This is a genomic window from Agromyces terreus (assembly GCF_009749465.1).
GTDB classification, from domain to species: domain Bacteria; phylum Actinomycetota; class Actinomycetes; order Actinomycetales; family Microbacteriaceae; genus Agromyces; species Agromyces terreus.
On the sequence record NZ_WBIS01000001.1, the window covers coordinates 498,380 to 516,735 of the forward strand.

The following is an 18,356-nucleotide window of genomic DNA, read 5'->3' on the forward strand; positions in this document are numbered from 1 at the left end:
GACCGCCGGCGGCCGTGCGGATCGCCCGCAGGCTCAGGTGCCCGCCAAGCCGGCGAACCCGATCAGGCGAAGGCTCTCGTACGCGAAGTTCGCGAGGCAGTAGAGCCCGAGCGAAGCGCCGAGCAGGCTCTCGCGGAACGAGCCCGTGTCGCCGAGCAGCGGAAGCGACACGTGCCCGCTCGCGAGCCAGAGGCGGTTGACCACCGGGATCTCGCGGAACCGCTCCGGCGGCCGGACGACCTGCGGCCAGAGGACGCCCGGCACCCCGCCCGTCGTGAGGAAGTCGCCGGCGAGGTGGGCGACGAACCCGATCGTGACCGCGAGCGGGAACCAGGCGACCTGCTCGGGCGCGAAGACGACGATCGCCGTGCCCGTCGCCGCCCCGAGCACCCACGCCGCCGGCCAGTTGCGCACGAAGCCGCGTGCCTTGAGGCCGAAGCAGATGAGCGTGGCCGCTCCGATGCCGGCGCCGATCGAGATGCCGTGGGGGCCGTCGGCCCGATCGGCCCCGCCGGCTCCATCGACCGTGACGGTGAGCAGCGTGAGCGCCCAGGCGGCGAGCGCGACGACGATGACCGCGACGGCCGAGTGCGCGCCCTGACGGTGCCCGCCAGAGAGCGTGCCGACGGTGCGGGCGACGAGACGGCCGAGCACCGGCACCGAACGGGCGATGGTCGCGCTGTGGTGGTCGGCGTCGGGAAGCAGCGCGGCACCGGCGGCGACGGCGGTGCCGGCGAGCACGCCCACCGGGTCGAGCGGGTAGGCGCCGGTGCCGAGGACCGGCATCGTGCTGGTGACGGCGATCCACGCCGCGGCCCCGCTCGTCGCGTGGGTGATGCCCATCATGGCGTCGCGTTCCTCCGGTCGGCGCGGTGCTCGGCCGATCGGCCGTCGATCATTCTGCCGGGCTCCGCCGACATCGCGCGAACCGGGCGCCCGCCGTCCGTCCCCGGCGCGTGTCGGCCTCGCGCCGCGGGTCGATCAGTCGTCGAACCCGCGGGCGGTGAGGGCTTCCCCGAGGTGCTCGGCCGTGCGCAGCGACCTGACGATCACGGGCACCGCGAGGGAGAGCAGCGACCCTTCCGAGCCGCGCGCCTTCCTGGCCTCCATGACCTCGCGGACGAGGTCCGCGAGCAGCGGGACGCACCTGATGGCGAGCGCGAGGGCGAGGCCGACCCGATCGGCGTCGATCCAACGGCGGAGCGGCCGCAGCAGCGTCTGCATCGCATCGAGCGTCGCGCTCACCGGCGTGGTGAGGGTGTAGACCGCCGCGAGCGCCACGGCGATCACGAGGCGCAGCGCCATGACGCCCGCGGCCTCCCATCCGCCGAAGAGCACCTGCACGGGCATCGCGAACGCGAGCAGCCAGAGGATCGGCACGATCTGCCGGAGCGCGGCGCGTGCCGGCACCCGGGCGACGAGGAAGAGCAGGGCGACGACGACGGATGCCGCGCCGAGCCAGGGGAGCGAGACGACGAGCGCCGTGGCGGTGACGAATGCCGCGAGCAGGGCGAGCTTCAGGAGCGCGGGGGCCCGGTGCACGACAGAGGTGCCCGGATGGAAGACGCCGATCATGGCCGCGTGCTCACGAGATCAGCGTCCGGTAGGCCTCGAGGGCGACCCCCGGCACGTCGTCGGCGACGACCCGGCCGTGCTCCATGACGATGACCCGGTCGAAGTCCTCGAGCAGTTCGAGCTGGTGGCTGACCACGACGAGCTGCTGATCGAGGTCGGCGAAGTACCGGGCGATCCGGCGCGCGTTGCGCGCGTCGAGGAGCGTCGTCGGCTCGTCGGCGACGACGATCCCGGGCTCGGCCACGAGCACCGACGCGAGCGCGAGCAACTGCTTCTGGCCGCCCGAGAGGCGGTGCGCCGGGCGGTCGGCGAGCTCGGTCAGCCCGAAGCGCGCGAGGGCGGCGTCGACGCGGGTCGCGGCATCCGCCCGGTCGAGCCGGTGGCGGCGCAGGGTGAAGGCGACGTCCTCGCGCACGGTGGGCATGACGATCTGGTTGTCGGCGTTGGTGAAGACGAAGCCGACGCGGCGACGCACCGCCCTGGCCTCACGGGAGACGTCGAGTCCGTCGACGAGCACGCGTCCCGCGGTGGGGGCGACGAGCCCGTTGATCATGCGGGCGAGCGTCGACTTGCCCGAGCCGTTCGCCCCGACGATGCCGACGCGCCGCTCGCGCAGGTCGAGCGAGACGTCCTCGACGACCCGCTCGGCGCCGAAGTCGTGCGAGACGCCCTCGAACACGATGCCGCTCATGAGAGCCGCTCCACGATCATCGCGACGCCCTGTCCTCCGCCGATCGAGCAGGCGGCGAGGCCGGGGCGGGGGTCGTCGGAGACCGCCATGCGCGCCGCGAGACGGACGAGCAGCACCGCTCCCGATGCACCCCACGGGTGCCCGAGGGCGATGGCCCCGCCGTCGGCGCCGATGAGGCGTTCGTCCAGTCCGAGGTCGTCGGAGACGGCGAGCACCTGCGCGGCGAACGCCTCGGTGATCTCGACGAAGCCGAGGTCGCGCGCCGTCAGGCCCGCGCGACGGAGCGCGGCCCCGGCGGCGGGCGCGGCGCCGAGGCCGGGCAGCGCCGGATCGGTGCCGGCCACCGCGGACGCGAGGATGCGCAGCGCGGGGAGCCCGAGTTCGCGCGCGAGACGCCGAGTGGTCACGGCCATCGCGGCGGCGCCGTCGGAGAATCCGCACGAGTTGCCGGCGGTCACGGTCGCGTGCTCGCCGCTCGAGAAGACGGGGGCGAACCTGGCGAGCCGCGCCGCGTCCATGCCGGCCCGCGGGCGCTCGTCGCGGACGATGCCGTCGACGGCGACGATCTCGTCGTCGAACACCCCCGTTTCGACGGCGGATGCCGCGAGCGCGTGCGATCTCGCCGCCCACGCGTCCTGGCGGGCCCGGCCGATGCCCAGCGCGGCGGCGAGGTCGTCGGCGGCGGGGCCCATGTCGGGATCGGGCATTCCGGCGGGCGCGAACGGCGCCCGCGAGTAGCGCTCGCCGGTGTCCGGCCAGTGGCGGTGGGGCGCCGTCGAGGCGGATTCCGCGCCGCCGGCGAGCACGAGCCGGGCATCGCCGGCGCGCACGCGGGAGGCGGCCTGGAGCACGGCGTCGAGCCCCGAACCGCACTGGCGGTCGACCGTGACCGCGGGCACCTCGGAGCCGAGGCCGGCCCGCAGCGCGCTCACCCTGGCGATGTCGCCGCCGGGACCCATGCAGTTGCCGAGCACGACGTCGTCGACGGGGAGGCCGAGCGGGGCCACCAGCCTGGCCGTCTCGGCCAGCACCGGAGCCGCGAGCGCGTCGACGGTGTGCGTCGAGAACGCGCGGCCGGCGGTGCCGATCGCGGTGCGCCGCGCCGCGAGGATGACGGGGGTCGCGTCGTCGGCGGCGATGCGGGTCACGAGGCGCCTCCGGCTGCCGTCGCGGCGGTGACTTCGCCTGCGCCGAACCCGCCCGGCTCGCTCCGGCCCGCATCGACGCGGCCCGGGCCCAGCTCGCCCGCGGCGATCGCGTCGCGCAGCGCCCCGCGGGCGACCTTGCCGGAGTCGGTCCGCGGCACCGGCGCGGAGAACCACCTGCGGGGCAGTTCCGCGCCGGAGAGGGAGGTTCGAGCCGCTGCGGCGACCTGGTCGAGCGCGATGCCCTCGTCGAGTTCGACGACCGCGACGAGGCGTTGGCCCAGCAGTTCGTGGGGCTCGCCGACCGCGGCGGCGGCCAGCACTCCCGGCAGTCCGAGCAGTCGCTCCTCGACGTGTTCGGCGAGCACGGTCGCCCCGGCGGTCGTGATGGCCGAGTCCCCGCGGCCGAGCACGTGCCATCCGCCGTCGGGTCCGGGTTCGACGAGGTCGCCGACCGTCGCGAATCCGCGGTCGTCGCGACGGAGCCCGGCCCCGCCGACGACGCCGAGGGCGAGGTAGGGGGAGCGGGCCCAGAGCTCTCGTGCGGCATCCGTCGCGTGACGGCGTCGTGCCTCGACCTCGACGCCCGGGAAGGCCCGGAGCCCGCCATCGGACCCTGCGAGCACGAACGAGAGCTCGGCCGCCCCGTAGTACTCGACGAGGCGGATGCCGCGTTCGTGCGCTCTGGCCCGGAGCCCGGGGCTCAGCACGGCGCCGGCGACCACGGCCGACGGCGGGCAGCGGTCGCCGTCGAGCATGCGCGCGAGCCGGGTCGGCGTCGCATGCGCGATCGTCGCGCCGTCGAGTTCATCGGTCGCGGTCGCCCCGGCCCACAGCGCGTGCAGCGTCGCGTACAGGTGCATCGACACGTGCAGCGGTCCGGTGACGGCCACGCGGTCGGCCGAGGTGATGCCGGCGACGCCTGCGAGCGGGCCCGCGGAGGCCAGCCACGAGCGGTTGGTGCGGGCGACGAGACGCGGCCGGCCGCCGGAGGATCCGGAGGTGAGCAGGGCCAGCTCGGTTCCGGCGGGCAGGTCGGATGCCGCAGCGTCGACGTCCTCCTCGCCGACGCCGATGAGCGCGGGTCGCCCCTGCGCGAGTGCTGCGAGCACGCGGGTGACGAGCGTCACGGCGTCGACGTCGGGCGGGCACGCGACCGGGCGGTCGCCGTGGGGGAGGGAGGTCGCGGCCACGGCGGCGGAGAGCTCCCCGTACCGCACGTCGACGCCTCCGAACGAGAGGGCGGTCGCGTGCGGCGGGCCGTTGAGCCAGCCCGAGCCGTCGTGCCGAATGCTCATGCCGACGGTTCGGCCGCCCGGCGACGAGCCCAGGGCCACGAGCGGGGCGCGATCAGTCCGGGCCACGCCCGGTGCACGCCCTTCGCCACGAGGACCGTGACGACGACCTTGACGAGATCGCCGGGAAGGAACACGAACGAGGCCGTGAGCGCGGCCCAGAACGGGGTGCCGGTGATCAGGGCGAAGACGGGCACGCCCACGAGGTAGATGGCGACGATACCGCCGAGCGCGGTCCACGCGATGGCGGGGAACAGGCGGTACTTCGGCAGCAGTCGGGCCGTGGCCCAGCCGATCACGGCAGCCCCGAGCAGCCAGCCGAGCAGGTAGCCCACCGACGGGCCGACGAACACGCCGAGGCCCCCGCGTCCGCCCGAGAGCAGCGGAAGCCCCGCCGCCACGAGCGCGATGAACAGCAGCACCGAGAGGAATCCCTTGCGTGCGCCGAGGATCGCGCCGGCGAGCATGACGCCGAGCGTCTGGAACGTGATCGGCACGGCCGCCGCGCCGACGTAGAACGCACCGGGCAGGCCGAGTGCCGCGATGAGCGCGGCGAACACGGCGATCTGGGCGAGGTCGGTCGCCGTGCTGCGGCGCGGCGGGCGCGACGTCTCGACGCGTTCGGCGTTCTCGGTGGCGGTCATCGGCATCCCTCTGATCGTGGCGGAGTCGGACCGTGCGGCCCACTCATCACGCTAGGGAAGACCGTTCGGGCGCCGCGCGGATCGTCGTACAAGAATCGGGCGCCGAATTTGGACGGCGTACGTCGGATGCGCCGCGAGCATCGAGAGGCCGGAGGAACCGATGCCGATGGCGTCGCCGATGACACCGATCGGTCACGCGGACCGATCAGGCGGCGCGGACCGATCAGGCCGCGCGGGCCTCGAATTCGTGCTCGGCGTAGATCGGGGTCTCGCGGTCCTCTGCGGAGTCCGCGGCGGTCTCGCCGGTGACGGGCTCGGCCCACACCACGAGCGGCGCGGGCTCCCAGGTGAGCGCGATCGGCTCGGCCTCGGCGGGCACCACGACCGCGACCGCGTCGCGCTCGTCGAGCACCGCACGGGTCAGCTCGGCCGAGATCTGATGCGTGATCACGGCGTCGAAGATGCGATCGGTGTCGCCTTCGGCGCGGCGCACGAGCGACCACGAGCCGTTGGGGCCGATGAACTCCGACAGTTTCGCGTTCAACAGCTCGAAGAGGTGTTCGCCGCGCAGGTCGGCCGCGGTGGGGCGCGGCGGCTTGGCGGCGGCGTGCGCGGAGGCCTGTGCGGCAAGCCTCGCTCTGCGCCAACGGCGGAACATCGGTGGCCCCTCTCGTGGGAATCGGACCGTGCGGTTCGGGCCGCGCGGCGCTGCATCAAGTGTCGGCCCAAGCGGCCCGGGATGCCGGTGAACACGCCGAGAACGGCGGTCTTCACGAGATTAGTCGGTCAGCTCGCCGTCGCTCGCCTCTTCGGCCACCGTGCCGATCGCGATGGCGAGGGTCGCGGCCCATGAGACCCACATGAGCACGAGCCGCCAGTCGCGGGGGCCCGACGCGGTGGCACGCACCACGCCCACCCCGCTGAGGATCGCTCCGAGGACGGCTCCGCTGAACAGGTACTTGCGCATGCCGCAACGCTACCGTCCGGAAGCGGTCGCGTGCGAGACATCCGCCGCCCCTTGACAACGGATGCCCCGTGCGGCGAGCACGCCACGGCCCGCGGTGTCCGCCGCGCCGCGGTAGCCTGATTCCGAACGCGAGGAGGGACTCCGACCGCATGAACCCCGTTCACACCGACGCCGACGACCTGTACGTCGATCACGCCTACGACATGATCGTCGTGTCGAACCGCCTGCCCGTCGATTACGAGGAGCAGCCCGACGGCAGCACCGGATGGCGCAGTTCCCCCGGCGGCCTCGTCACCGCGCTCGAACCCGTGATGAAGGCGGCCGACGGTGCGTGGATCGGCTGGGCGGGCGTCGCCGACCGCGAGTTCGACCCGTTCGAGCACGACGGCATCTCGATCATCCCCGTGCCGCTCAGCGCCTCCGAGCTCGAGGAGTACTACGAGGGCTTCTCCAACGACACCCTCTGGCCCCTCTACCACGACGTGATCGCGCCGCCGTCCTTCCACCGCGAGTGGTGGGACGCCTACGTGCGCGTGAACCGCCGGTTCGCCGAGGCGGCCGCGCGGGCGGCGTCCGACGGCGCGGTCGTGTGGGTGCAGGACTACCAGTTGCAGCTCGTGCCGAAGATGCTGCGCGAGGTGCGGCCCGATCTCGTCATCGGCTTCTTCAACCACATTCCGTTCCCGGCATACGGCATCTACTCGCAGCTGCCCTGGCGTCGGCAGGTCATCGACGGGCTCCTCGGCGCCGATGTCATCGGCTTCCAGCGGGTCGCCGACGCCGGCAACTTCTCGCGCGCCGTCCGCCGCCTGTTCGGCTACCGCACCCACGGCACCGTCATCGACGTGCCGAAGGAGGACGCCGCGTCCGACGACCCCGAGGTGCGCCGCGTGGTCGCCCGCGCGTTCCCCATCTCGATCGACGCCGAGGGGTTCGAGCAGATGGCGAGGCGGCCCGAGGTGCAGGCGAGGGCGGCCGAGATCCGCGAGAGCCTCGGCAACCCCGAGACGATCATGCTCGGCGTCGACCGGCTCGACTACACCAAGGGCATCCGCCACCGCATGAAGGCGTTCGGCGAGCTCCTGCGCGACGACCGGCTGAAGGTCGAGGACGTCACCCTCGTGCAGGTCGCGAGCCCGTCGCGCGAGCGCGTCGAGACGTACCGGCAGCTGCGTGACGAGATCGAGCTCACCGTGGGCCGCCTGAACGGCGACCACGCGACGCTCGGGCACCAGGCCATCGCGTACCTCCACCACGGCTACCCCCGCGACGAGATGGTCGCGCTCTACCTCGCGGCCGACGTGATGCTCGTCACCGCGCTCCGCGACGGCATGAACCTCGTCGCGAAGGAGTACGTCGCGTGCCGGTTCGACGGCGACGGCGTGCTCGTGCTGAGCGAGTTCGCCGGGGCGTCCGACGAGCTGCGGCAGGCGGTCCTCGTCAACCCGCACGATATCGAGGGGCTGAAGGACGCCATCGTCGAGGCGGTGCGGATGCCGCGGCGCGAACGCGCCCGTCGCATGCGGGCGCTGCGGCGCCGGGTCATCGACAACGACGTGGCGAAGTGGTCGGCGGACTTCCTCGAGACCCTCACCGGGGCCGGGATCATCCAGGCCGGCATCACCGAGCCGCTGCAGCGGGCGATCGAGGAGCTCGCCTCGACCGAGCGGCTGCTCGTCGCCCTCGACTTCGACGGAACGCTCGCGCCGCTCGTCGACCGGCCCGACGAGGCCAGGGCGACCGACCGCGCGAACGCGGCGATGGCGCGCCTGCTCGCGTCGCCCGACACGCGCGTCGCCCTGGTGTCGGGCCGAGCGCTCGAGAGCCTCGGCGCGGTCGCCGACCCGGGCGAGGGCATGCTGCTCAGCGGTTCGCACGGCGTCGAGCTGAAGCTCGACACGGGCGCCATCACCATCGACCTCCGCGACGCCGAGCAGTTGAAGCTCGCGCAGCTGACCCGGGTCCTCGACGAGGTGGCCGCCGCGCACGAGGGCGTCGGCGTCGAACGCAAGCCCGCCGGGCTCGCCCTGCACACCCGAGGGCTCACCTCGAGCGCCGCGGCCGCCGCGCAGCTCGCCGCCCGCGAGCGGGTCGGCGCCGAGCTCGGCGGCATCACCATGCGCACCGGCAAGTCGGTGCTCGAGTTCTCGGTGCGCTCCACGAACAAGGGCGAGTCGTTCACGAGGCTCCGCCAGCACGCGGGCGCGACCGCGGCGATCTACCTCGGTGACGACGTGACCGATGAGGACGCGTTCGCCGCGCTCGAATCCGGCGATCTCGGCGTCAAGGTCGGCCAGGGCAAGTCGATCGCAGCGTACCGGGTGCGCAACCCCGACGACGTCGCCGACCTGCTCGAGCGTCTGGCGACGGCACGGGAGGCGGCGACCGACGGCGCCTCCCGCTGGCAATAGACTCGAACCCATGTCGGAGTTCGATCCAAAACCGCGTAGTCGCACCGTCACCGATGGCATCGAGGCCATGACCAGCAGGGGCATGCTCCGTGCGGTCGGCATGGGTGATGCCGATTGGGACAAGCCCCAGATCGGCATAGCCAGCTCGTGGAACGAGATCACGCCGTGCAACCTCTCGCTCGCCCGCCTCGCGCAGGCCGCGAAGGAGGGCGTGCACGGCGGCGGCGGGTACCCGCTGCAGTTCGGCACGGTGTCCGTCTCCGACGGCATCTCGATGGGGCATGAGGGCATGCACTTCTCGCTCGTGTCGCGCGAGGTCATCGCCGACTCCGTCGAGGTCGTCATGCAGGCCGAGCGCCTCGACGGCTCGGTCCTCCTCGCCGGATGCGACAAGTCGATCCCCGGCATGCTCATGGCCGCGGCCCGTCTCGACCTGTCCTCGGTCTTCCTCTACGCGGGCTCGATCGCGCCCGGGTGGGTCCGTCTCTCCGACGGCACCGAGAAGGACATCACGATCATCGACTCGTTCGAGGCGGTCGGCGCCGTGAAGGCCGGCACCATGAGCGCCGAAGACGCCCACCGCATCGAGTGCGCGTTCGCACCCGGCGAGGGTGCCTGCGGCGGCATGTACACCGCCAACACCATGGCCTCGGTGGCCGAGGCGCTCGGGCTCTCGCTGCCGGGCTCCGCATCGCCCGCCTCCGCCGACCGCCGTCGCGACTACTACGCGCACCGCTCCGGCGAGGCCGTCGTCAACCTCCTGAAGCACGGCATCACCGCGCGTCAGATCCTCACGAAGAAGGCGTTCGAGAACGCCATCGCCGTCGGCATGGCCCTCGGCGGTTCGACGAACATCGTGCTGCACCTGCTGGCCATCGCCCGCGAGGCCGAGGTCGACCTCACGCTCGACGACTTCAACCGCATCGGCGCGAAGGTGCCGCACATCGGCGACCTCAAGCCGTTCGGCAAGTACGTCATGAACGACGTCGACCGCCGCGGCGGCGTGCCGGTGCTCATGAAGGCGCTGCTCGACGCGGGCCTCCTGCACGGCGACGTGCTGACGGTCACGGGCAAGACGATGGCCGAGAACCTCGAGGAGCTGAACCTCCCGCCCCTCGACGGCGAGGTGCTGCGCACGCTCGACAACCCGATCCACGAGACGGGCGGCCTCACGATCCTGCACGGGTCGCTCGCCCCCGAGGGCGCGGTCGTGAAGACGGCCGGCTTCGACGCCGCGACCTTCGAGGGCCCCGCCCGCGTGTTCGAGCGCGAGCGCGCCGCCATGGACGCGCTGACCGCCGGCGAGATCGTGGCCGGCGACGTCGTCGTCATCCGCTACGAGGGGCCCAAGGGCGGCCCCGGCATGCGCGAGATGCTCGCGATCACGGCGGCCATCAAGGGCGCCGGCCTCGGAAAAGATGTACTACTCTTGACGGACGGTCGATTCTCAGGCGGCACAACCGGACTGTGCATCGGCCATCTGGCACCCGAAGCGGTGGACGCAGGTCCCATCGCCTTCGTGCGCGATGGTGATCTGATACGGGTCGATATCGCAGCTCGTTCCATCGACCTACTGGTCGATGACGCCGAGCTGGCTGCCCGCCGTGACGGCTGGGCTCCGCTTCCCCCGCGCTACACCCGAGGCGTTCTCGCGAAGTACTCCAAGCTCGTGCGCTCGGCCGCCGAAGGCGCCACGACGGGCTGAATGCTGCGCGACTCTCCGCACACATCGCTCATCAGAACAGGAACCGAATGACCACGGAATCCAGTCCCGTGCCATCGCCCGCCCTCGTGCCGTCGCACGCCCCGGCCGAGATCACCGGAGCCGAGGCGGTCGTCCGCACGCTCGAGATGCTCGGCATCACCGACGTCTTCGGCCTTCCCGGCGGCGCGATCCTCCCCGTCTACGACCCGCTGCTCGACAGCAAGAAGCTGCGCCACATCCTCGTGCGCCACGAGCAGGGCGCCGGCCACGCGGCCCAGGGGTACGCCTCCTCGACCGGCAAACTCGGCGTCTGCATCGCGACATCCGGTCCCGGTGCGACGAACCTCGTCACCGCCATCGCCGACGCCCACATGGACTCGGTGCCGCTGCTCGCCATCACCGGCCAGGTGTTCTCGAACCTCATGGGCACCGATGCGTTCCAGGAGGCCGACATCGTCGGCATCACCATGCCGATCACGAAGCACTCCTTCCTCGTGAAGAGCGCCGAGGACATCCCGGCGACCATCGCCGCGGCGGTGCACATCGCCACGACCGGGCGCCCCGGGCCGGTGCTCGTCGACATCACGAAAGACGCCCAGCAGGCGTCGTTCGCGTTCTCGTGGCCGCCGAAGATCGACCTCCCGGGGTACCGCCCGATCACGAAGGCGCACGGCAAGCAGGTCACGGCGGCGGCGCAGATGCTCGCCGAGGCGAAGCGTCCCGTGCTGTACGTCGGCGGCGGCATCATCCGCTCGAAGGCTTCGGCAGAGCTGCTCGAGCTCGCGGAGACCACCGGCGTGCCGGTGGTCACCACCCTCATGGCCCGCGGCGCGTTCCCCGACTCGCATCAGCAGCACCTCGGCATGCCCGGCATGCACGGCACCGTCCCCGCGGTGCTCGCCCTCCAGGAGGCCGACCTGCTCGTCGCCCTCGGCGCCCGATTCGACGACCGCGTGACGGGCAAGTCCGAGCTCTTCGCGCCGAACGCGAAGGTCGTGCACGTCGACATCGACCCCGCCGAGATCTCCAAGATCCGGGTGGCCGACGTCCCCATCGTGGGCGACCTGAAGGACGTGCTCGTCGATCTGCACGCCGCCTACCGCGAGCAGACCGCCGACGGCCGGCCCGACCTGTCCGAGTGGTGGGCCACGCTCGACGGTCTGCGCGCCGAGTTCCCGCTCGGCTTCACCGAGCCGACCGACGGCCTGCTCTCGCCGCAGTACGTGATCCAGCGCATCGGCGAGCTCACCGGGCCCGAAGGCGTCTACGCGGCCGGCGTCGGCCAGCACCAGATGTGGGCCGCGCAGTTCATCAAGTACGAGCGGCCGAACTCCTGGCTCAACTCCGGCGGCGCCGGAACCATGGGCTACGCGGTCCCGGCCGCGATGGGGGCCAAGGTCGCCGAACCGAACCGCCACGTGTGGGCGATCGACGGCGACGGCTGCTTCCAGATGACGAACCAGGAGCTCGCGACCTGCACGTTGAACGACATCCCGATCAAGGTCGCCGTCATCAACAACTCGTCGCTCGGCATGGTGCGGCAGTGGCAGACGCTCTTCTACGACGGCCGCTACTCGAACACCGACCTGAACACGGGTCACGGCAGCGTGCGCGTCCCCGACTTCGTGAAGCTCGCCGACGCGTACGGCGCGCTCGGCATCCGCGTCACGAGAGAAGACGAGGTCGACGCGGCCATCAAGCTCGCGCTCGAGACCAACGACCGTCCCGTCGTGATCGACTTCGTCGTCTCGGCAGATGCCATGGTGTGGCCGATGGTGCCGCAGGGCGTCTCGAACAGCTACGTCCAGTACGCCCGCGACCACTCGCCGGCCTTCAGCGAGGAGGACTGACCATGTCGAGCCACGTGCTCTCACTGCTCGTCGAAGACAAGCCCGGACTCCTGACCCGCGTCGCGGGGCTCTTCGCGCGCCGCGGTTTCAACATCGAGTCCCTCGCGGTCGGCCACTCCGAGATCGCCGGGCTCTCCCGCATCACGGTCGTCGTCGACGTCGAGGACCTGCCGCTCGAGCAGGTGACGAAGCAGCTCAACAAGCTCGTCAACGTCATCAAGATCGTCGAGCTCGATCAGACGCAGTCCGTGCAGCGCGAGCACCTGCTCATCAAGGTGCGCGTCGACAACACGACGCGTTCGCAGGTGCTCGAAGCGGTCAACCTCTTCCGCGCCCGCGTCGTCGACGTCGCCACCGACGCCCTCGTCATCGAGGTCACCGGCGATTCCGGCAAGACGAACGCGTTCCTCAAGGTGCTCGAACCGTACGGCATCCGCGAGATCGCCCAGTCCGGGCTGCTCGCGATCGGTCGCGGCGGCAAGTCCATCACCGAGCGCGTCTTCAAGAACTGAACCGGAGGATGCCTCGCCGACGCCGAGGCATCCGTTCCCAGCAGAACCCCACCACAAGGAGAAAGAACAGCACATGGCTGAGATCTATTACGACAAGGACGCCGACCTCTCGCTGATCCAGGGCAAGAAGGTCGCCGTCATCGGCTACGGCTCGCAGGGTCACGCACACGCGCAGAACCTCCGCGACTCGGGCGTCGAGGTCGTCATCGGCCTCAAGGACGGCTCCAAGTCGACCGCGAAGGCACAGGAGGCGGGCTTCGAGGTCAAGAACGTGGCCGACGCCTCGGCCTGGGCCGACGTGATCGTCATCCTCGCCCCCGACCAGTTCCAGCGCCACATCTACGCCGAGTCGATCAAGGACAACCTCGCCGAGGGCAAGACCCTCGTCTTCGGGCACGGCTTCAACATCCGCTTCGGCTACATCGAGGCTCCCGCCGGCGTCGACGTCATCCTCGTCGCCCCCAAGGCTCCGGGCCACACCGTGCGTCGCGAGTTCGTCGCCGGCCGCGGCATCCCCGACATCATCGCCGTCGAGCAGGACGCCTCGGGCAGCGCCTGGGACCTCGCGAAGTCCTACGCCAAGGCCATCGGCGGCACGCGCGCCGGCGTCATCAAGACGACCTTCACCGAAGAGACCGAGACCGACCTGTTCGGCGAGCAGTCCGTGCTCTGCGGCGGCGTCTCGCAGCTCGTCCAGTACGGCTTCGAGACCCTCACCGAGGCCGGCTACCAGCCGCAGATCGCCTACTTCGAGGTGCTCCACGAGCTGAAGCTCATCGTCGACCTCATGTGGGAGGGCGGCATCGCCAAGCAGCGCTGGTCGGTCTCCGACACGGCCGAGTACGGCGACTACGTCTCGGGCCCCCGCGTCATCGACCCGAGCGTCAAGGAGAACATGAAGGCCGTTCTCGCCGACATCCAGGACGGCACGTTCGCCAAGCGCTTCATCGGCGACCAGGACGCCGGCGCACCCGAGTTCCTCGAACTGCGCGCCAAGGGCGAGCAGCACCCGATCGAGGTCACGGGCCGCGAACTGCGCGCCCTCTTCGCCTGGAACTCGTCGGACGACGACGACTACGTGGACGGCGAGGTCGCTCGCTGACGCGAGCTTCGGCCGTCCTCTCCGTCACCGGTGCTGATGCCGCGCCGCGCGAGCGGCGGCGCTGACGGCGAGGTCGCTCGCTGACGCGAGGCCACGGTCGCTCGCTGACGCGAGCCCACCCGCTGAACGGCGGGGTCGACTTCGGTCGGCCCCGCCGTTCGCGTCGGTGCGCGGCCGGGGCGCCGGCGAACGGGTAGCGTGTCGGGGTGAGCCGAAACCTCCCCGTCGAAATCGCCGTCCAGGATGCCGCGGGCACGCGCGTCGCCCTCGAGCACGGCGCCGCCCGCATCGAACTCTGCCAGGCCCTCGGCCTCGGCGGCCTCACGCCGTCGATCGGGCTCGTCGAGTCCGCCGTCGCGGCGGCCGCCGAGGCGGGCGCCTCGGCCTTCGTGCACGTGCTCGTGCGTCCGCGCGGCGGCGGTTTCGTGTACGACGCCGACGAACTCGACACGATCGCGCGCGACATCCGCTCGGCCGCAGCCGCGGGCGCCGACGGCGTCGTGGTCGGCGCGCTCACCGACGCCGGCCGACTCGACCTCGACGCGGTGCGCCGATTCGTCGATGCCGCGGGCGACGCCGATGTGACGGTGCACCGCGCCGTCGACGCGTCCATCGATCCTCGGGGCGCCGTGGCGGCGCTCGCGGGTCTCGGCGTGCGGCGCGTGCTCACCTCTGGCGGTGCCGCCGACTGCCGCGGCGGACTCGTGGCGCTCGAGGCCATGGCGGCGGCATCCGGCCCGCTCGAGATCATGGCCGGAGGCGGCGTGAAGATCGACGACATCCCCGCGCTCGCGGCGGCCGGCGTCGACGCGGTGCATCTCTCGGCGCGCGGGCGCGCACTGCGCGGCGGCGCGAGCGGCCCCGGAGGCGGCGTCGACGGATTCGACGAGACCGATGCCGCGCTCGTCGTCGCGGCCGTCCGTGCGGCGGGCGCCGCGATCAGCGGAGCCGGTTCGGCCGCGCGCGCGTGAGCCCGGCGGCCGCGCGTCCGGGGGAGACGTGTGGAGGTCGGCGCCGGCGACGGGTCCTCGCTGGCTAGGCTGGAGGCATGCGAGCAGACTCCGACGACGACGCCCTGCGCTGGGAGGGCGACGACGATCCGACGCTCGCGCCCGGGTGGAAGGCGGTCGGTGCGCCGGCCGCCGCCGAACCCGCGACGAGCGAACCGACCGTCGGGGCCGACGACGCATCGGCCCGCGCGGTCGCCGACGACCCGGCCGGCGCCGACGGCCCGGCAGACGCCGTCGACGAGACGGCAGCGGGCGACGGGGCGTCGGCCCCCGCGCAGACCAGCTCGGTCGAACTCGTCGTCCTCGGCGTGCTCGCGGGCGTCTACCTGCTCTACACGATCGGCTGGCTCATCACGGCGCTGCGCACCTCGGCGCCCGGCATCAGCATCGTGAGCGACGCCATGTACTCGCTCGGACTCTGGCTCGCGGTCCTCGCGGCACCGTGCTGGTTCGCGCTCGCGCTCCGCGCGCGCACGCACCGGGTCCGTCTCGTGTGGCTCATCGCGGGCGCCGTCGTGCTCGTTCCGCTGCCGTTCGTGCTGGGGGCGATCTCATGAGCGCGGCATCCGTCTCGCCCGGCCAGGAGCCGGGCCCCGCGGCATCCGGCGCACTCGACGGAGCGCGACGGCCGTCGCTGCCGACCTGGCTCGACGCGACCCTCGCCGTGCTCTTCGGGCTCTTCTACGCCTACGACGTGTGGGAGGTGGTCGAGAGCATCGTGCAGCTCCTCGGTCTCGGCCTCTCGTTCAGCGCGGGCGGCTGGGTCGTCATGATCGCAGCCCTCCTCGCCCCGCTCGCGTGCTTCGCGGCGGCGTTCGCGCTCGGGCGCCGAACGGGCGTGCTCGGCCGCATCGCGCTGTACTTCGCCGGGCTCTGCGTCTCGGCGGTGCTGTTCCTCAGCCTCTCGGTGCTCGTCGGGCAGATCGGCGGCGTCGTCGTCTGAGGCGCTCCGACCGGGCGCGGTGCGCCGCGAACGGGTCGCGGGCCGTCGCGCGCCGTCACACGAACGGAGTCGCCCCGCGGCTGAAGTAGGCTGGGCGGGTTGCGCCCCGACGGCGTGTGGCGCATCCCACCCACACACAGCAGCGCCCTGTGCGCGCAAGACCCGAAGGAACCGTTCGTGTCAAAGCCGGTCGTGCTGATCGCAGAAGAACTCTCGCCCGCCACCGTCGACGCCCTCGGGCCCGACTTCGACGTCCGCAACGTCGACGGCACCGATCGTGCAGCGCTGCTGTCCGCCCTCTCCGATGCCGAGGCGATCCTCATCCGGTCGGCGACCCAGGTCGACGCCGAGGCGATCGCCGCGGCGCCGAAGCTCCGGGTCGTGGCGCGCGCGGGCGTCGGCCTCGACAACGTCGACGTGAAGGCCGCGACGACCGCGGGCGTCATGGTCGTGAACGCGCCGACGTCGAACATCATCTCGGCGGCCGAGCTCACGATCGGCCACATCCTGAGCCTCGCCCGCCACATCCCCGCGGGGCACAGCTCGCTCGCCGCCGGGCAGTGGAAGCGTTCGGCCTACACGGGCACCGAGCTCTACGAGAAGACCGTGGGCATCATCGGCCTCGGCCGCATCGGCGCGCTCATCACGGCTCGCCTGCAGGCGTTCGGCATGAACGTGATCGCCTACGACCCCTACATCACGGCGGCGCGCGCGCAGCAGCTCGGCGTGCACAACGTCACGCTCGACGAACTGCTCGAGCGCAGCGACTTCGTCACGATCCACATGCCGCGCACGCCCGAGACGCTCGGCATGATCGGAACCGAGCAGCTTGCGAAGATGAAGAAGACCGCCTACGTCGTGAACGTCGCGCGCGGCGGGCTCATCGACGAGGAGGCGCTGCACGACGCGCTCGCGAACGGCGTCATCGCCGGTGCCGCGCTCGACGTGTTCGTGCAGGAGCCGCCGAAGGAGTCGCCGCTGCTCGGCCTGCCGAACATCATCGTCACGCCGCACCTCGGCGCCTCGACCGACGACGCTCAAGAGAAGGCGGGCGTCTCGGTCGCGAAGTCGGTGCGCCTGGCCCTCGCGGGCGAGCTCGTGCCCGACGCGGTGAACGTCGCGGGCGGCGTCATCGACCAATACGTGCGTCCGGGCATCCCGCTCGTCGAGAAGCTCGGCCAGCTCTTCTCGGGCCTCGCCAACGGCCCGCTGACGAGCCTCGACGTCGAGGTCAGGGGCGAGCTCGTCGACTACGACGTGAGCGTCCTGAAGCTCGCGGCGCTGAAGGGCGTCTTCACGAACGTCGTCAGCGAGACCGTGTCGTACGTGAACGCGCCGCTCCTCGCCGAGCAGCGCGGCATCGCGGTGCGGCTCATCACCGAGGCCGACAGCCCCGAGTTCCGCAACGTGATCACCCTCCGCGGCGCCCTCGCCGACGGCACGCAGGTGTCGGTCGCGGGCACGCTCACGGGCACGAAGCAGATCGAGAAGCTCGTCGGCATCAACGGCTACGAGCTCGAGGTGCCCATCGCCACGACGCACATCGTCATGGAGTACGTCGACCGCCCCGGCATCGTGGCCGTGTACGGCCAGGAGTTCGGCGAGGCCGGCATCAACATCGCGGGCATGCAGATCGCCCGTCGCGAGGCCGGCGGCTCGGCGCTCAGCGTCCTCACGGTCGACTCGCCGGTGCCCACCGAGGTGCTCGACCGGGTGCGCGAGGCGATCGATGCGCAGATCTTCGTCGAGGTCGACATCACCGAGTAGCGCTCCACGACCGCGGATGCCGCGACCCGCCGCTCTTCGGCCGGTCGCGGCATCCGTCGTCTCGGGCGGTCTTCGGCTCAGCCCGGGGCTGACGCGTCGCCCGCGACGATCTCCGCGGCGGGCGTCGACGAGCGCGACTGCGACGCGAGCCGTTCGAGCAGTTCGACGAGCGCGTCCATCTCGGCGGGACCGAGCGGGTCGGATGCCGCGTCCGCATCGTCGGAGGAGGGGTCGTCGGCCTCGGCTCGCAGGGCGGAGTGGTAGTACAGGCCGTCGCCGATGAGGGTGACGGCGAGGGCGAGGGTCGGGTCTCCGACGTGGTGCCCGAGGGTCTCGAGCCACCTGGTGCGGACCTCGTCGATGGCGTGGGCCGCGTCGCGGTCGCCGCCCTGCGCGAGTCGCACGGTGGCGACGAACGTGCGGTCGAGCGGGGTCTCGAGGGCGACCGACGAGCGAACGAAGTACGAGACGGCGCCCTCGGGGGCCGCGTCGATGCGCGAGATGTCGTCGTCGACGAGGCGGTGCAGGCGGGTGAGGAGCCCGCCGATCAGTGCGTCGCGGGTGCCGAAGTGGTAGAGCAGCCCGCCCTTCGAGACCCCGGCGGCGCGGGCGGTGGCGTCGATGGTCGCGCCCCGTTCGCCGTCGGCGATGATGAGGCGTTCGAAGGCGTCGAGCACGGCTTCGCGGGCGGCGGGCGGTCGGCTCATGACTCCATTGTGGCGGAGCGCGGCGAGAACGG

Annotated in this window: 18 protein-coding genes; 9 read left to right on the forward strand and 9 right to left on the reverse strand. The window is 72.1% G+C overall.

All coding sequences use genetic code 11. The annotated features are described in order from the left end of the window. Positions 1–33 precede the first annotated feature (33 nt). The 8 genes from GQQ92_RS02255 to GQQ92_RS02290 all read right to left on the reverse strand — a co-directional run bounded on the left by GQQ92_RS02255 (position 34) and on the right by GQQ92_RS02290 (position 6,317). On the reverse strand, positions 34–846 hold the full coding sequence (locus tag GQQ92_RS02255; RefSeq protein WP_156997596.1) for a metal-dependent hydrolase: 813 nt from the start codon (positions 844–846) through the stop codon (positions 34–36). A 135-nt stretch (positions 847–981) separates the two neighbouring features. Next, positions 982–1,575 (reverse strand): energy-coupling factor transporter transmembrane component T family protein, encoded by a 594-nt coding sequence (locus GQQ92_RS02260; protein WP_156997597.1) that lies wholly within the window; start codon positions 1,573–1,575, stop codon positions 982–984. A gap of 10 nt (positions 1,576–1,585) precedes the next feature. Next, positions 1,586–2,266: an energy-coupling factor ABC transporter ATP-binding protein gene (locus GQQ92_RS02265; RefSeq protein ID WP_156997598.1), complete on the reverse strand. Its 681-nt coding sequence runs from the start codon at positions 2,264–2,266 to the stop codon at positions 1,586–1,588. Continuing rightward, positions 2,263–3,414, reverse strand: coding sequence for a thiolase family protein (locus GQQ92_RS02270; protein WP_156997599.1), 1,152 nt, complete (start codon positions 3,412–3,414; stop codon positions 2,263–2,265). The genes GQQ92_RS02265 and GQQ92_RS02270 overlap by 4 nt, the downstream gene beginning before the upstream one ends. Further along, positions 3,411–4,709 (reverse strand): class I adenylate-forming enzyme family protein, encoded by a 1,299-nt coding sequence (locus GQQ92_RS02275; protein ID WP_156997600.1) that lies wholly within the window; start codon positions 4,707–4,709, stop codon positions 3,411–3,413. Before GQQ92_RS02275 ends, GQQ92_RS02270 begins: the two co-directional genes overlap by 4 nt. Then, a complete protein-coding gene (locus GQQ92_RS02280) occupies positions 4,706–5,350 on the reverse strand; it encodes a biotin transporter BioY (RefSeq protein ID WP_156997601.1) in 645 nt (214 codons plus the stop codon). The genes GQQ92_RS02275 and GQQ92_RS02280 overlap by 4 nt, the downstream gene beginning before the upstream one ends. 223 nt (positions 5,351–5,573) lie before the next feature. Further along, positions 5,574–6,008 carry a hypothetical protein gene (locus GQQ92_RS02285; protein WP_156997602.1) on the reverse strand — a complete coding sequence of 145 codons (435 nt, stop codon included), beginning with the start codon at positions 6,006–6,008 and terminating at the stop codon, positions 5,574–5,576. A gap of 120 nt (positions 6,009–6,128) precedes the next feature. Next, complete coding sequence (locus tag GQQ92_RS02290; protein WP_156997603.1) at positions 6,129–6,317, reverse strand: hypothetical protein; 189 nt, start codon at positions 6,315–6,317, stop codon at positions 6,129–6,131. Positions 6,318–6,466: 149 nt separating this feature from the next. On the opposite strand from GQQ92_RS02290, the gene GQQ92_RS02295 reads away from it, so the two are divergent. The 9 genes from GQQ92_RS02295 (at position 6,467) to serA (ending at position 17,617) form a co-directional block, all read left to right on the forward strand. Continuing rightward, the gene (locus GQQ92_RS02295) at positions 6,467–8,728 is read left to right on the forward strand and encodes a bifunctional alpha,alpha-trehalose-phosphate synthase (UDP-forming)/trehalose-phosphatase (protein ID WP_197738039.1); all 2,262 of its coding nucleotides are present in this window, start codon (positions 6,467–6,469) and stop codon (positions 8,726–8,728) included. A 10-nt stretch (positions 8,729–8,738) separates the two neighbouring features. Further along, a complete protein-coding gene (gene ilvD, locus GQQ92_RS02300; RefSeq protein ID WP_156997604.1) occupies positions 8,739–10,433 on the forward strand; it encodes a dihydroxy-acid dehydratase in 1,695 nt (564 codons plus the stop codon). Between the two features lie 47 nt (positions 10,434–10,480). Beyond that, positions 10,481–12,283, forward strand: a complete 1,803-nt coding sequence (locus tag GQQ92_RS02305) for an acetolactate synthase large subunit (RefSeq protein ID WP_156997605.1) — start codon at positions 10,481–10,483, stop codon at positions 12,281–12,283. A 2-nt stretch (positions 12,284–12,285) separates the two neighbouring features. After that, positions 12,286–12,795, forward strand: coding sequence for an acetolactate synthase small subunit (ilvN, locus tag GQQ92_RS02310; protein WP_156997606.1), 510 nt, complete (start codon positions 12,286–12,288; stop codon positions 12,793–12,795). Positions 12,796–12,868: 73 nt separating this feature from the next. Next, the gene (gene ilvC, locus GQQ92_RS02315) at positions 12,869–13,897 is read left to right on the forward strand and encodes a ketol-acid reductoisomerase (protein WP_156997607.1); all 1,029 of its coding nucleotides are present in this window, start codon (positions 12,869–12,871) and stop codon (positions 13,895–13,897) included. Positions 13,898–14,103: 206 nt separating this feature from the next. Beyond that, positions 14,104–14,868, forward strand: a complete 765-nt coding sequence (locus tag GQQ92_RS02320; RefSeq protein ID WP_156997608.1) for a copper homeostasis protein CutC — start codon at positions 14,104–14,106, stop codon at positions 14,866–14,868. A 77-nt stretch (positions 14,869–14,945) separates the two neighbouring features. Next, on the forward strand, positions 14,946–15,464 hold the full coding sequence (locus GQQ92_RS02325; RefSeq protein WP_156997609.1) for a DNA polymerase III subunit gamma/tau: 519 nt from the start codon (positions 14,946–14,948) through the stop codon (positions 15,462–15,464). Then, complete coding sequence (locus GQQ92_RS02330) at positions 15,461–15,850, forward strand: hypothetical protein (protein ID WP_156997610.1); 390 nt, start codon at positions 15,461–15,463, stop codon at positions 15,848–15,850. The genes GQQ92_RS02325 and GQQ92_RS02330 overlap by 4 nt, the downstream gene beginning before the upstream one ends. A 177-nt stretch (positions 15,851–16,027) precedes the next feature. Beyond that, complete coding sequence (gene serA, locus GQQ92_RS02335; RefSeq protein WP_156997611.1) at positions 16,028–17,617, forward strand: phosphoglycerate dehydrogenase; 1,590 nt, start codon at positions 16,028–16,030, stop codon at positions 17,615–17,617. Between the two features lie 77 nt (positions 17,618–17,694). Here serA and GQQ92_RS02340 read toward each other — a convergent pair whose 3' ends face one another. Next, positions 17,695–18,324 (reverse strand): TetR/AcrR family transcriptional regulator, encoded by a 630-nt coding sequence (locus tag GQQ92_RS02340; RefSeq protein WP_156997612.1) that lies wholly within the window; start codon positions 18,322–18,324, stop codon positions 17,695–17,697. Between the last annotated feature and the right edge of the window lie 32 nt (positions 18,325–18,356).

Bases quoted from the DNA above. Each gene is read 5' to 3' on its own strand.
- GQQ92_RS02255 (WP_156997596.1), bottom strand. From the start codon at position 846: ATGATGGGCATCACCCACGCGACGAGCGGGGCCGCGGCGTGGATCGCC.
- GQQ92_RS02260 (WP_156997597.1), bottom strand. From the start codon at position 1,575: ATGATCGGCGTCTTCCATCCGGGCACCTCTGTCGTGCACCGGGCCCCC.
- GQQ92_RS02265 (WP_156997598.1), bottom strand. From the start codon at position 2,266: ATGAGCGGCATCGTGTTCGAGGGCGTCTCGCACGACTTCGGCGCCGAG.
- GQQ92_RS02275 (WP_156997600.1), bottom strand. From the start codon at position 4,709: ATGAGCATTCGGCACGACGGCTCGGGCTGGCTCAACGGCCCGCCGCAC.
- GQQ92_RS02280 (WP_156997601.1), bottom strand. From the start codon at position 5,350: ATGACCGCCACCGAGAACGCCGAACGCGTCGAGACGTCGCGCCCGCCG.
- GQQ92_RS02285 (WP_156997602.1), bottom strand. From the start codon at position 6,008: ATGTTCCGCCGTTGGCGCAGAGCGAGGCTTGCCGCACAGGCCTCCGCG.
- GQQ92_RS02290 (WP_156997603.1), bottom strand. From the start codon at position 6,317: ATGCGCAAGTACCTGTTCAGCGGAGCCGTCCTCGGAGCGATCCTCAGC.
- GQQ92_RS02295 (WP_197738039.1), top strand. From the start codon at position 6,467: ATGAACCCCGTTCACACCGACGCCGACGACCTGTACGTCGATCACGCC.
- ilvD (WP_156997604.1), top strand. From the start codon at position 8,739: ATGTCGGAGTTCGATCCAAAACCGCGTAGTCGCACCGTCACCGATGGC.
- GQQ92_RS02305 (WP_156997605.1), top strand. From the start codon at position 10,481: ATGACCACGGAATCCAGTCCCGTGCCATCGCCCGCCCTCGTGCCGTCG.
- ilvN (WP_156997606.1), top strand. From the start codon at position 12,286: ATGTCGAGCCACGTGCTCTCACTGCTCGTCGAAGACAAGCCCGGACTC.
- ilvC (WP_156997607.1), top strand. From the start codon at position 12,869: ATGGCTGAGATCTATTACGACAAGGACGCCGACCTCTCGCTGATCCAG.
- GQQ92_RS02325 (WP_156997609.1), top strand. From the start codon at position 14,946: ATGCGAGCAGACTCCGACGACGACGCCCTGCGCTGGGAGGGCGACGAC.
- GQQ92_RS02330 (WP_156997610.1), top strand. From the start codon at position 15,461: ATGAGCGCGGCATCCGTCTCGCCCGGCCAGGAGCCGGGCCCCGCGGCA.
- GQQ92_RS02340 (WP_156997612.1), bottom strand. From the start codon at position 18,324: ATGAGCCGACCGCCCGCCGCCCGCGAAGCCGTGCTCGACGCCTTCGAA.